The sequence below is a fragment of the Rhizobium brockwellii genome, from assembly GCF_000769405.2.
Taxonomy (GTDB): Bacteria; Pseudomonadota; Alphaproteobacteria; order Rhizobiales; family Rhizobiaceae; genus Rhizobium; species Rhizobium brockwellii.
Map to the genome: position 1 here is coordinate 2,648,074 of NZ_CP053439.1, position 12,582 is coordinate 2,660,655.

The 12,582-nt window shown below is 56.8% G+C and carries 12 protein-coding genes; 10 read left to right on the forward strand and 2 right to left on the reverse strand.

Annotated features, from left to right (window positions below):
- Positions 1-18 precede the first annotated feature (18 nt).
- The 5 genes from RLCC275e_RS13260 to RLCC275e_RS13280 are packed head-to-tail and all read left to right on the forward strand — an operon-like array spanning position 19 to position 4,943.
- Positions 19-507 (forward strand): hypothetical protein, encoded by a 489-nt coding sequence (locus tag RLCC275e_RS13260; RefSeq protein WP_033180802.1) that lies wholly within the window; start codon positions 19-21, stop codon positions 505-507.
- Complete coding sequence (locus RLCC275e_RS13265) at positions 504-1,676, forward strand: class I SAM-dependent methyltransferase (protein ID WP_033180803.1); 1,173 nt, start codon at positions 504-506, stop codon at positions 1,674-1,676. The genes RLCC275e_RS13260 and RLCC275e_RS13265 overlap by 4 nt, the downstream gene beginning before the upstream one ends.
- Positions 1,673-4,033: a SpoIIE family protein phosphatase gene (locus RLCC275e_RS13270; protein ID WP_033180804.1), complete on the forward strand. Its 2,361-nt coding sequence runs from the start codon at positions 1,673-1,675 to the stop codon at positions 4,031-4,033. The genes RLCC275e_RS13265 and RLCC275e_RS13270 overlap by 4 nt, the downstream gene beginning before the upstream one ends.
- Before the next feature lie 3 nt (positions 4,034-4,036).
- Complete coding sequence (locus RLCC275e_RS13275) at positions 4,037-4,597, forward strand: slr1658 superfamily regulator (protein ID WP_033180805.1); 561 nt, start codon at positions 4,037-4,039, stop codon at positions 4,595-4,597.
- A 7-nt stretch (positions 4,598-4,604) separates the two neighbouring features.
- Entirely contained in the window at positions 4,605-4,943 is a 339-nt protein-coding gene (locus RLCC275e_RS13280; RefSeq protein ID WP_003560625.1) for a slr1659 superfamily regulator, read from the forward strand.
- A 164-nt stretch (positions 4,944-5,107) separates the two neighbouring features.
- On the opposite strand, the gene RLCC275e_RS13285 is transcribed toward RLCC275e_RS13280, so the two are convergent.
- Positions 5,108-5,545: an Lrp/AsnC family transcriptional regulator gene (locus RLCC275e_RS13285; protein WP_018242678.1), complete on the reverse strand. Its 438-nt coding sequence runs from the start codon at positions 5,543-5,545 to the stop codon at positions 5,108-5,110.
- 139 nt (positions 5,546-5,684) lie between these two features.
- Between RLCC275e_RS13285 and ocd the strand changes: the two genes are divergently transcribed.
- The 5 genes from ocd to RLCC275e_RS13310 all read left to right on the forward strand — a co-directional run bounded on the left by ocd (position 5,685) and on the right by RLCC275e_RS13310 (position 9,758).
- On the forward strand, positions 5,685-6,740 hold the full coding sequence (gene ocd / locus RLCC275e_RS13290) for an ornithine cyclodeaminase (RefSeq protein WP_033180806.1): 1,056 nt from the start codon (positions 5,685-5,687) through the stop codon (positions 6,738-6,740).
- 8 nt (positions 6,741-6,748) lie between these two features.
- Entirely contained in the window at positions 6,749-7,681 is a 933-nt protein-coding gene (gene ctlX, locus RLCC275e_RS13295) for a citrulline utilization hydrolase CtlX (protein ID WP_033180807.1), read from the forward strand.
- Between the two features lie 247 nt (positions 7,682-7,928).
- A complete protein-coding gene (locus tag RLCC275e_RS13300) occupies positions 7,929-8,576 on the forward strand; it encodes a hypothetical protein (protein WP_033180808.1) in 648 nt (215 codons plus the stop codon).
- 217 nt (positions 8,577-8,793) lie between these two features.
- Positions 8,794-8,991 (forward strand): hypothetical protein, encoded by a 198-nt coding sequence (locus RLCC275e_RS13305; protein ID WP_130668841.1) that lies wholly within the window; start codon positions 8,794-8,796, stop codon positions 8,989-8,991.
- Positions 8,992-9,488: 497 nt separating this feature from the next.
- A complete protein-coding gene (locus tag RLCC275e_RS13310; RefSeq protein WP_033180809.1) occupies positions 9,489-9,758 on the forward strand; it encodes a hypothetical protein in 270 nt (89 codons plus the stop codon).
- A 679-nt stretch (positions 9,759-10,437) separates the two neighbouring features.
- On the opposite strand, the gene RLCC275e_RS13315 is transcribed toward RLCC275e_RS13310, so the two are convergent.
- Positions 10,438-12,570 (reverse strand): beta-galactosidase, encoded by a 2,133-nt coding sequence (locus RLCC275e_RS13315; protein WP_033180810.1) that lies wholly within the window; start codon positions 12,568-12,570, stop codon positions 10,438-10,440.
- Positions 12,571-12,582: the final 12 nt, after the last annotated feature.

The window sequence follows — 12,582 nt, forward strand, 5'->3', positions numbered from 1 at the left end:
AAAAGAAGGGAGGGTGTATTGGAACAGGAAGCAGCTAGCTTCGATGACCATGCATTTGCGCCGATGGTATCGCTGGAACTGAACGTTGCAATGTTCAAATCCCGATGGCAGTTTTGCGACAAGATTACGGAATATCTCTCAGACATTCTCGGCCAAGGTCATAGCGATCCCGCTCGATATTCCAATTTTCTTTCCGTCGCGACGAACGAGCTCATTGAACTTGCTTTCCGTTCGACGAGCGAGCTGGGAAGGATCAGTTTCAGTCTCTACCGGAATGCGACATTCAATCGGCTGAGAATTACGTTTCCTTGCGAGGAAGCATCTAGAGCAAGCGAACACCAGCCTGTCCCCGGCGCCGGCTCTGGATACGTGGTGATGAAGTCCGACGGGACGGTTTTGCTCAGCGATTTGGCAGCAATATTCCGCGCCACGATCCGAATTGAGAAAGACGGCAGACAAGGGATTCAAATCATTGCGGATTTCCCCTCGACCGAGGACTTCCAATGAGCCTGCTTCCCCTACCCTTCACTGTTCATTTTGATCCGACAAATCAGGAGCTGTTGCTGTCTGGCAAGATACGGCCCGAAAGCGCCGCTGAAATCGCCGACGCCCTCAAGCTGGTGCAGCAAAGTTTGGAAAAATACAGCGGGGTCGTTTATGTCAATGTCAAACGTCTGACGCACATCAACATGACTGCCTTCGCGGCCCTCTCCGATATACTCGCGGCAAGTTGCCGGATCAGACCGGAACGGAAGATCATCATCATTACGTCGAGCGTGGTGGCATGGTCGACCTCTTTGTTCGAGACGCTGGCGGCAGCACAACCAAACCTGTCGGTTCAAGTCTACGATTCGGCATTTTATCCAGGCCAGAGCTTTGTCGAGGATGAGACTTTCATCCCCATTCTGCGCACCCAGACGAAAATGACATGGAGGCACGAACGTGAACTGTTGCCTCGCCACGGCCTGCACAACGGTCTTGTCATCGCCGATATCTGTTGCGGAATTGGTGATTTCGCGGCCTTGATACAGAGGGAATTTAAACCGGCACGCCTTGTCGCGCTGGATCATTCCGTGCGCAGCCTCGAATATGCTCGCAGGGTCGCTGCCGACTTCGATCTCCAGGGAATCGAGTACACCTACGGTGACGCCTCCCAAATGCTGCTGCGAGACAATCAATTTGACTTTGTGACCTGCCGACATTCGCTGCAGATCTTCAACCGTCCCGAGATGCTGCTGCGGGAGCTCTACCGCATCTGCAAGCCTGGCGGCCGTGTCTACATCACGAACGAAAAAAATTCACATTGTCTGGGCGAACCACATGCTGAAACAATAAGATGGACTTACGAGGAAGTCGCCAAACTGTTCAGGTACTTCGACATGGATGTCGAGATGGGGCCGAAAAGCCGCCATCTCCTCGCCGACGCGGGTTTCGATAACATCAAGGTCGATTCCTTTATGGTCACGAACCTGGACGGGGATCCCCAAGACTTCGCAGACATCATCGAAGCTTGGGAAAATGTCTACGCAGGTGAGATGGCCGTTCGAAGGGGCGACTCATTGGATTTCATTCGCAGGTTCCGGCAGGGTTTCAAAGATCATGTCTTTGCTGCTCTTCACCCCAAGGGCTATGCAGGCTGGCCGATCTGGGCAGCTTCCGGCCGAAAGCCGCTATGATGGACAAGAGCTCGTCGAAGAGACCGGCAAGACTAGGCTCATTTCGGGCGAAATTCATCTTGGTCGTCGGTGGAGCTGTCCTCTTTGATCTGTTGGTCAGCGGTGGACTGGCGCTTTGGAACGTTCAGAGGCTATCGCGCGACGCAACCCTGGAAGTCGGACAGGGCCTTGAAGCGGCAAGCCAGGAATATATCCGCACATATGCCGATTCCACCGCAGCCCAGGTGAGTTTGCTCCTGCGGCAAGTTCATAACGACGTCGGCACCTTGGCAGGTGTGCTCCAGGCGCAGATCGATGATCCCGAGCGTAATTCCGACGTCGGCGCGGCAATAGCACGCACATCGCCTGGCAGCGTCAGCCTGTCCTACGATCAGAAGGCGAACTGGTCTCAGAACGCTCCGGGCTCTGCCTCGGTTGTGAGCGTCTGGGGTTACTTGCTCGGACAAGACCATCAGCCAAGGCCCGACGTCCAGAGCGATATCCAGACGAGCGCGGTTCTAGACCTCGTTGCCCCGAGCCTGCTGCAGCGCGGTGCTTCAAAGCTGCAGATGTATTACATCGGATCGAAAGAACGACCAATCTTCAGGACAGCGCCCTATACCGACCAGGCTCAGACCTTCGACCGCCTTTATCCGGGTCATAACGAGGCCAATTTCTGGGACTTCTTTTTTCCTGGACTTTATGAGTCCTGGCAGGGCTGGGCCAAGGATATGAAAACGCGGCCGGTTGCGGACGATATAACCCAGACAGCTCCCTATACCGATGCCATTACCGGAAAATTGATCGTCAGTTTCTTTCATCCATTGTGGACAGCCGACAGGAAGGATGTCGCCGGGACGGCTGGCGCGGACATTACACTCGACCAGCTCGCGCAGACTGTTGAAAACGTGAAAGTGGCCCAGTCGGGCTTTGGATTCCTCGCAATGTCCGACGGAAACGTCGTGGCGATCAACAGCACAGGCGAAAAAACGCTCGGTTTGCGTTCTGCGAGCGATGCGAGCGGGACCGGAGTGACCGGACTGGAGCGCTCCTTGAAGGGAAGCTCCCAGCCTGCGATAGCAAAACTGGCCCTTGACCGTGAACAGGGCATCCAACGTTTGTTATTGCAGCAGGAAGGCAACCAGGTCCCGTACATCTTTATCGTGAAGAAACTCCCCGCGACCAATCTCTGGCTCAGCGGCCCGGTTCGGCAAGAGGCGATGTCTCTTGGAGTGGTTGTGCCTGAACGGGAAATCGAGGCCTCCCTCTATGCGGCCCAGGCCAAGATTTCAGAAGCTACCAATCGGATCGTGCTCTACCAAATTCTGGCGATCTTAATGTCGCTGCTTATTGTGACGATCGCGGTATTTGCGGCTTCGAAACGAATAACGGGCGGAATCAGTGCACTTGCAGATGCCGCCAAACGGATACAAGCGAAGGATTATTCGGTCAGGGTGGCCATATCAAGCAAAGATGAGGTCGGCGAGGCTGGGGAAGCATTCAACCGGATGGCTGAGCAGATCAGCTATCACACCGAAAATCTCGAGCAGCTCGTCGAAGAGCGAACCGCTCAAATCGAAGATGCAAAGGAAGAGATTTCGACGCTTAATGCACAGCTCCAGCGAGAAAATCGACGTCTCGGCACAGAGTTGGCCGTCGCCGAGAGGATCCAGCTCATGGTTCTTCCGCTGCACCAGGAACTTGAGGAATTTCAGGCCCTTGAGATCGCAGCCTATATGAGGCCTGCAGAGGAAGTCGGCGGCGATTATTACGACGTATTGAAGAGCGGAAATCGGTTGAAGATTGGCATCGGCGACGTCACCGGACACGGGCTCGAAAGCGGCGTGCTGATGTTGATGGTTCAGTCCGTCGCCCGCGCCCTGCAGGAAGCAGGAAACACCGATGCCGTCAAATTTCTCACAGACCTGAACAGCGCCCTGTTTAAAAATATCGTGAGAACTAAAATCGACAAGCATCTCACTCTGGCGTTTCTTGACTACGACGGAAAAGAGATGATCCTGTCGGGACAACACGAGGAAGTTGTCGTCGTGCGGGCAAACGGCGAGGTCGAGCGCATAGACACCATGGATCTGGGCATACCGATCGGGCTGGAAGCCGATATTTCTGCGTTCATCAAAACCCGTGAAATAGCGTTCGAGACGGGGGACCTCATACTCCTGCATACGGACGGCATAACAGAAGCCGAAAATGACGCTGGAGAACTCTTTGGCATCGAACGTCTGTGCCGCGAAGCACTGCGCTTGAAGGATCAGAGCGCTGAGAAAGTCGTTGCCGGAATTATAGCGACATTAATGCTCTTCATCGGATCGCAGAAGATCTACGACGACATCACGCTTCTCGCAGTGCGACATAGGTGAGACATGACGCCCACGGTATATGGTATCGACTCTCTGGCAGGCATAAGCTTGGATTCGTGCACTCGCCTCACGTTAAGCGATGGACCGCTTCAGCTTGGATGGAAGCACTCCGGAATGACCTCAGACTTTATAGCGGAAGTCATGGCTCTGCCCTATTCACGGTCACGGAAAGACTATGTACAGGCCCATCATGACATCGGATATCTCAGCAATGAGCTGATCGAAAATGCCGTTAAGTTTCGACAGCCTGGGGAGATCCTCATTGAAGCCGGCATATTCGACGGTACTTTTTTAATCAGGGTGAAGAACACGGTCGATGGCGTGACATCCTCTCGCTTTCAGCAACTGCTGCATCGCCTTCAATCGAGGGACCCCGGGGAACTTCTTCTTGAGCAAATCGAAACCAATGCCATATCGGCAGAAAGCGGTTCGGGCTTGGGGTTGCTGACCCTTCTGAGCGATTACGATGCAAAAATGGCATGGGCATTCGAAGAGAATAATGACCAGCGTGTCATACTGACGACGACTGCAGCCGTGGCGATGCCGCCCTCCTCCAATCTGTGAGCGAAGAATGGAAATCAGCGACGAAAACTTCCGCGTATGGGCTGAGAAAAACGAGGTCTATTTCGATGGCGTATTCAGGCTGGCGGGACCGGACGCCTATGCGCCGATTTACTCATTGGTATTCGGCCTGCTCCATGAGGGGCACAAACAGGTGACGTTCAACCTGACGGGTCTCGAATTCCTCAATTCCTCTGGCATAAATCTCTTGGCTAAGCTGACTATTGAAGCCAGAAAAATGGGCGACCTCCTGCTCGTTGTCAAAGGCACCAATCAATATCCTTGGCAAGCGAAGTCCCTCCCGAATCTGAAGAAGCTACACCCGCTTCTCGATTTGCGCTTGGCGTGATCCTCTTTCGGGGGGAAAAGCCAATTCACACCTCGACGCGCCATCATAAATCGAAGCCACGGCAACAGCCGCCGAATTTGAGCAGCATCCCTCGGCTTCTTCGCCATCCCCCGCAGCGCCGGCCCGTCGTGATGGCGATCCGCATCGACCACGCTCGGCAGCCCTCAGACGCTGCTGAGGAGGAGACTGGTCTCGCTGTTTGCGACACCGTCGATCATGCGCACCTCGCGTAGAACCCGGTCGAAGTCGGCAAGGCTTGCGGCCCGGATATCGGCGACAAGGTCCCAGTTGCCGTTGGTCGTGTGCAGCGCTGAAATTTCCGTCAGGCCACGGAGCTTTCGTATGACCTGAGTCGTCGATTTGCCGACAACCTCGACCATCATCACGGCACGCACGGCGTTGACGTCGTAGTCCTCCCGCACCCGGACGGTGAAGCCGAGCAGCGTACCCGTCTCCATCAGGCGATCCAGGCGGTTCTGAACTGTGCCGCGTGCGACACCGAGTGCATCGGAAAGCTTGCTCAAGGAAGCGCGCCCATCGGCGCGGAGGTGAGCGATAATCCGGCGATCCAGATCGTCGGGTGCGTATTTCGCGATGGTCATATTGCCTCCCTGGTAAATTCGCGTAAATGAACTGAACGAATTGCACAATTTACTGCCGGAATTAGCACAGATTTGAGCTTTCGGCCAACATGTGGGACGGTTAGTCTTTCTCCTCGAGCATATGCAGGAGGAACTCAGCATGTCGTCGCCCCTTCCATCGGAAAAAGCTCTCGTACCCTTCGTCAGCGTCGAGAACATGATGCGTCTTGTCCACCACATCGGCATCGAAACCGTATTGACCGAACTTACCGACGTCATCGAGGCAGATTTCCGCCGCTGGGGATCGTTCGACAAAACCCCGCGCGTCGCCTCTCACTCCGGCGAAGGTGTGATCGAGCTGATGCCGACCTCGGACGGCGAAATCTACAGCTTCAAATATGTGAATGGCCATCCGAAGAACATGGCGCAAGGCCTGCAGACCGTGACCGCTTTCGGCCTCCTGGCGGAAGTTTCGACCGGCTATCCGGTGCTGCTCACCGAAATGACCTTGCTGACGGCGCTGAGAACCGCCGCAACTTCAGCCATGGCCGCGCGGCACCTCGCACCCAGGGGTGCCCGCACCATGGCCATGATCGGCAATGGCGCCCAGGCGGAATTCCAGGCGCTTGCCATGAAAGCCGTCTGCGGCATCGATCACATCCGGCTCTACGACATCGATCCGCTGGCAACGGAAAAGATGGTCCGAAACCTTGCAGGCACGGGGCTGACGGTGACCGCCTGCAACTCGTCCCAATCGGCTATCGAAAATGCCGATATCATTACGACCTGCACCGCCGACAAGCAGTACGCGACGATCCTGACCGACAACATGGTTGGCTCCGGCGTCCACATCAATGCCATCGGCGGCGACTGCCCGGGCAAGACCGAGCTGCACCGCGACATCCTGTTGCGCGCCGACACCTTTGTCGAATATCCGCCACAGACCCGCATCGAGGGCGAGATCCAGCAGATGGATGCCGACTATCCCGTCACCGAACTCTGGCAGGTTGTAACGGGACAGGCGACCGGTCGCCGCGATGCCAGTCAAATCACCCTGTTCGACAGCGTCGGTTTCGCGATCGAGGATTTTTCCGCTCTTCGTTATGTCCGTGACAGGCTCAGGGAGACCGGGCTTTACCAGGACCTCGATATCATCGCCGATCCGGACGATCCGCGCGACCTGTTCGGCATGTTGCAGCGAGCAAGGCAGGCATAGGAGCACGGATGATGCCAAGACACGTCACATATTCCGTCCAGGCGCCCTCTGCAGTCGTCATGGTCCGGCCGCACCACTTCACCGTGAATACCGAAACCGCCATCGACAACCTGTTCCAGACCAGCCCGGATACGACGGAAGACCTTTCACTGGCGGCCTATGACGAAATCACCCGGGCGGCCGATGTGCTCAGAAGCCATGGCGTGAACGTGCATCTTTTCGACGACACGGGTACCGAGACACCGGATTCGGTCTTTCCCAACAACTGGTTTTCCACCCATGCCGGCGGTCACGTGGCGATCTATCCGATGAAGGCCGTCAGTCGCCGGCGCGAGCGGCGCAGCGACGTCATCGAAATGCTGAAGAGCCAGTATCGGGTGCAGGAGGTGATCGACTATTCCGGCCTCGAGCCGGACGGACTGTTTCTCGAGGGCACCGGCGCCATGGTTCTCGATCACATCGATCGGGTGGCCTATGCCGTCCGCTCCGACCGCACCGATCCGATCGCGCTGGAACGCTTCTCGACCCACTTCAACTTCGAGCCGATGGTATTCGACGCGCGGGATGGAAACGGCGTCGCCGTTTATCACACCAATGTCCTGATGTGCATCGCCACCGACTTCGCCATGATCGGATTGGAGATGATGACCGATGCAGCAAGACGGCGGGAGGTCGTTCTAAGACTGGAGCGCTCCGGCCGCGGCGTCATCGCACTCACCAACGATCAGATCGCCTCCTTCGCCGGCAACGCTCTCGAACTCCAGGGAAAGGCGGGGCGTATCCTTGCGCTCTCGACGACGGCGTTTGCGTCCCTAAGCCGGGATCAACGCGACACGATCGAAGAAAGCGCCGAACTGGTCGCGCTTGATATCCCGACGATCGAACGCGCCGGTGGATCGGTCCGCTGCACGCTCGCAGGCGTCCATCTGACGCGACGATGATTGCGTGACGACTCTAATCGAGGAAGCCGTTTCTCGGGCCGACCGGAAAAGCTGAGCAGCAATGAGCTCAAACCGATGGCCGCTTCGGGCGAAGAAGGAATCGTTAATCATTTCAGGTCTTCTAAGACCATTGCCGGGGCCGGCATCGGACCTCGGTCCGATGTGCAATGGGCGATCACCGTCTAACCTCTCGTATCTACTCAAGCCGTGTATCTGCACGGCGCTTGATCCGACTCGGAGGAAAACAATGCGGATAGCAACCTTAGCGTCCCTAGCCGCGCTCTCGCTGGCTCTTGCAGCGAGCCCGGCAACGATTGCAGGAATTGATATGGCCGCACTGGCAAAGAGCGGTGGAAACGGTGGCGGCAACGGCGGGGGCAATGGCGGCGGTCACGGCGGCGGCAGTGGAAACAGTGGCAACCACGGCAGCAGCAGCCAGGGTGGCAGTTCAACCCACGGCAACTCCAAATCTCAAGGCGTGAAAGGCAAATCCACAGAGGCGGCAAGCAAATCGAAGTCCGCGAAGGCAGACGAGACTAAAATCGGCACGAAAGAAAAAAACCTGTCGGCGCAGCTTGCGGGTCTGAACTCCTTGAAGCGTAACTATAAGGCACTGATGCATACGTCGGATCCACGCATGACTGCCATCGCGGCCTATGCCGTGGCTTATGCCCAGTATGAACTCGACAACGGAATCGAGCCTGCAGTCGATGACCCTCTGTTGGGGGATCAGGCGCTGGAGGACGCATTGGCTTCAACGACGAAAACCGGTGAAGTCAGCCCGGCGGTTTTGGACGAAGCCAAAACCATCTTGGGGGTTGGCGATGCAACCGGAAAGATCGATCAAATCCGCACCTCTCTGGAGAACGCCGCACCGGCGACATCAGACGAATAGCCGAGAATTCAGTTGCGAGCGGTGTGGAGCTGACAAGTATGGCTCCGCACTAAACTACGAAGAGCATTTCCGTTTTGTTTGAGTACGGAGATGCTCTTTTTTTGGCAATTTCAGACCCAGAACCCTCTGCTGGAACTGCCCAAGACGTCGCTAGCTTCACAAATTGATGGATTGCTCGAGAGCGGAACACACGGTGTCCCCGTTAGGGGCGGCGGGTGTGCCCGAGGTTCCGGCAGCGCTCGCTTCTTTTGTTGCAGTTAGGCATGCTGCGCCTCTATCGAAGGCAAACGGTTTTTTCGGCGCGTTCTGCGATTTCGCTGATCGTATTTTTCTCGATGGCGCGTCTGGTCGTCTCAAGCGCATCCCGCCGGATATTTTGGCGTTTGAACGTGTTGAATTCCAACCTTTCGGTTGAGAGCCAGGTGAATTGTTGGCAGAATTAAATTATAATACTATTGCACCCGGAATACAATTGATTGAAAAAGGATGTATTATTTGGAGATATTATCCATTTTGATTTCGCATAGCTCAATAATTTCAATATTTTTATTTATTAACGCCTACTAATACCTACGTGAACGCATAAAGAACTTTCGAGCATTCCTGATGTCGAGAGCTGTGTTTTCTAGAATTCACGCCTGATTTGGAACGAAGGCGGATCAAAACGAGTTCCAAGAACAGCTGAGTTGACGCCGGTTATGGCTCTGCCTCACCGTTCTCCGTCTTCACGGCGGAATTATCGAGTAGCGCCCTGGTCGCTCTCGATGCATCGTCGGCGGCGTGATGCCACGTTCGCCGCCGCGCGCATCATTGCAAACTGCAGCTATCGTAACCACGTTGGAGGCGACGGTAGCCATGTTACGGGCGCTGCTGTTTGAGGGCAATTACCCTAGCCCCAGGAAGGAGGACGTCATGTCTTCCACTCATTTGTCAGAAATTGATGATTCAACCAACATCGGCCTTATCAGGACGGTCCTTCGAAGTGCCGGCTTTCGGGGCAGCCACGCTGTTGCAGACCCGGAAGAAAAGCGTGCCGCGCTTACCTTTCTCAAATCGGAATTTCGAAATGGCATATCCTCGGAAAACGAATTGTTGTCGGCGCTGAAACGTCGAGACGATCTTTTGCCACCGGCACTTCGCCGAATGCAGGGGGATATCGCAGACGGCGTCGTGATCGCCTGAAAAACAGGCGGTGGCAAGATGACCCTGCCGTTTCCAAATTCGGCGCGCGGTTACGACGTGACGAAGCACGCACTCGCTCCTGTCGGCCATGACCGCAAGTTTCAAGCGAATGTGTAAGCACGAGCGTGCACGGAACCGCATACGAGCAGATGGCAACACGCTTCCTGCCGGTGCGACCACGACCTTTCGTAAACACGGAGTTTGTGAAGGCGCGGCCAGAACTCATGAAGGCGCATTCAAACTATCTCAGTTTCATCTTCGGACTGTGCTATGATGAGCAATGGCAGAGTTCTCCGCACTTGAAGCAGCCACACGGCGGGTCGCCGATGATCGAACACAGATCGCGGCCCAGGAAGCCGAAATTGCCGGGGGCGTTCTCCGGGGCGAACCTACGTCTTTGGCTCGAGAAAAGCTCAAGAGCTGTTTGCAAAATCTTCGATTTCACATCTTTGCGCGTGACCTGATCCAAGCAAGGATAAGCGTAGATCAACACCTGCCGCCCATTTCGAGGACATGAGTTCCACGAAACTGCATTAAACAACGAGCTGTAAATTCATTGCGTTCCCGCCTTCCTTCCCCAGACTGGTGCCCCACGATGACGGCCGGTATGGAGCCGAAGGGCTTCAGGCGCGTTCCCTCGCCCCATTTAGGGGAGAGGGCTTCGACGGCGCGCGCAAGCTCATCCCTCCAGTTCGATGATCGCACAGCCATAGCCTTCGAGATCGAGCCGACCGGCAACGGGATTTTCATCAGTCAGGAGATCGCGGCCAGCAGGGACGCCGCCGATGGCGGCCGGCTGGTCGGTGTAGTTCTGGATGAACAGCAGCCGGCGGTCGTCATTTATCCGCATGGTCACCTCGACGCCCTTGGGAAGTTCGCCGATCAGCGGCTCGATGCCGACGGGTGCAAATAGCCGCCCTGCAAGCGCTGCCGTCAGATCCGGCGTGAGATAGGTGCCGACATAGACCACCTGCCCCTTACCGACCTTGCGCGACGTCGCCATCGGCTGGCCCTCGGCATAACGATTCGACCAGGCCGCGACCATTTCGACATCGCCGTCGGTCGCGAGGTTTTCATAGAAGTAGCCGGCAGCCAGTTCGCGGTTACCGATCTTGAAGCGACGTTCGCGCCGATGTGATTCCGCTGGCTTGTTCGGTGGAATGACAAGCCCGCCCGAACGTTCCATCACATCGAAGAGCCCGTTGGCGCCGGGCGCTGCAAGACGGCCGAAATCCTCGACGCGTACGCCTGTGAGCTGCGACAGCGAGGTGCCGGGCGCCGTTTCGCGGATGACATGGTTATCCTCGTTGCGGGTACCGGTGCGCGCGCCGATGACGACGGTGCCGCCCTGTTCGGCAAAGGATTTCAGCCTTTCGGTCCATTCGTCCTTCCACATCACCCAATGGGGCACATAGAGCAGCTTCAGCTTCGAGAGATCATCCTCGGGATGAATGAAGCCGCAGGCAATGCCGCGGTCGTAGCAATATTGGTGCAGCAGGATCGCATCGTCCTGTGGGCTCGGCAGGCCGATCGGATAGGTCTTGTGGGCTTCCTGATTATCGAAGTCGGATCCGGCAATGCCGACATCCATGCGCACATAGGTGCCGAGGATCTTGGGCGCTAGCGCGGTCATCTCGGTCGCGAAGCGTTTCGCCTCGTCATAGCGATGACGGGCGACGTCGTCATGGTCGATGATGCCCATCCAATAGATCTCCGCGCCGAAATGGGCGGGGCGCCAGCGGAAGAACATCAGGCCGTCAGCGCCGTGGGCGACCGAGGAGAGCGCCATGCGGCGCAACTCGCCCGGCTCCGGCGTCAGCGTGCAGAAACCCGGCTGGCTGCCGAAGCCCGATTGCTGCTCCGGAACGATGTAATTGCCGGAAAAACCGCGGCAGATATCGAGGTGCAGCGCCTGGACCTTGGCGTGGTTTCCAAGCCGCTGGAACTCGTCATAGAGCATTGGATAGATATCGTAGCCGACGAAATCGAGATCGGTGGTGAACTGGCCGCGAAAGTCGATATCCCTGAGGCCCCCGAGATTGTGGAAGACGAACCAGGAGGGTTTCACGGCGCGCAGGATCTCGACCTGGTCGTGCTGGAAGCGCGCGGTCGAGAAGGCCAGGAAACGATGATAATCCTGGAGGTGGCCGGGGCTCGGGAAGGTCGGGCCAAACTCGATCGGCAGCACCACCTGGTCGAAACTGTCATAGGCCGTCGCCCAGAAATCGCCGCCCCACGCCGTGTTGAGCTTGTCGATCTCGCCGTATTTGCAAGCGAGGAAGGCCTGGAATTCGCTGAGCGTCGCCTTGGAAAAGCTTTCCGGCATGCTGGTGTTCAGCTCGTTGTCGGTCTGCCAACCGACGACAAAAGGATTGTCGCGATAGTGCTCGGCCATCGCTTTGGTGATACGCCGGCTGTGCTCGCGAAAGACCGGGCTTGCCGTGTCGCAATGCTGCCGCGAGCCATGGCTCATTGGCCGGCCCTTGCCGTCGACTCTTAAGATCTCCGGGTGTGCTACGGTCAGCCAGCGCGGCGGCGTTGCCGTCGGCGTGCACATGATCGTGTCGATACCGTAGCGCCCGAGCATGGCGATGGCGCGGTCGAACAGATCGAAATTGAAGGTGCCGAGCTTCGGCTCGAGAATATGCCAGGCGAATTCGGCCATTCTGACCACGTTGAAGCCGGCCTTCGCCATGCGCTCGGCGTCGCGTTCCCAATAGCTTTCATCGACATGTTCGGGATAGTGCGGCGCGCCGACGAGAAAGCGGTCGGTCTTGACGGGGTTCCATACGGAGAGGGTCTTGTCGGACACGGTGGTCTTTCC

Bases quoted from the DNA above. Each gene is read 5' to 3' on its own strand.
- ctlX (WP_033180807.1), top strand. From the start codon at position 6,749: ATGATGCCAAGACACGTCACATATTCCGTCCAGGCGCCCTCTGCAGTC.
- RLCC275e_RS13300 (WP_033180808.1), top strand. From the start codon at position 7,929: ATGCGGATAGCAACCTTAGCGTCCCTAGCCGCGCTCTCGCTGGCTCTT.
- ocd (WP_033180806.1), top strand. From the start codon at position 5,685: ATGTCGTCGCCCCTTCCATCGGAAAAAGCTCTCGTACCCTTCGTCAGC.
- RLCC275e_RS13310 (WP_033180809.1), top strand. From the start codon at position 9,489: ATGTCTTCCACTCATTTGTCAGAAATTGATGATTCAACCAACATCGGC.
- RLCC275e_RS13270 (WP_033180804.1), top strand. From the start codon at position 1,673: ATGATGGACAAGAGCTCGTCGAAGAGACCGGCAAGACTAGGCTCATTT.
- RLCC275e_RS13285 (WP_018242678.1), bottom strand. From the start codon at position 5,545: ATGACCATCGCGAAATACGCACCCGACGATCTGGATCGCCGGATTATC.
- RLCC275e_RS13275 (WP_033180805.1), top strand. From the start codon at position 4,037: ATGACGCCCACGGTATATGGTATCGACTCTCTGGCAGGCATAAGCTTG.
- RLCC275e_RS13280 (WP_003560625.1), top strand. From the start codon at position 4,605: ATGGAAATCAGCGACGAAAACTTCCGCGTATGGGCTGAGAAAAACGAG.
- RLCC275e_RS13265 (WP_033180803.1), top strand. From the start codon at position 504: ATGAGCCTGCTTCCCCTACCCTTCACTGTTCATTTTGATCCGACAAAT.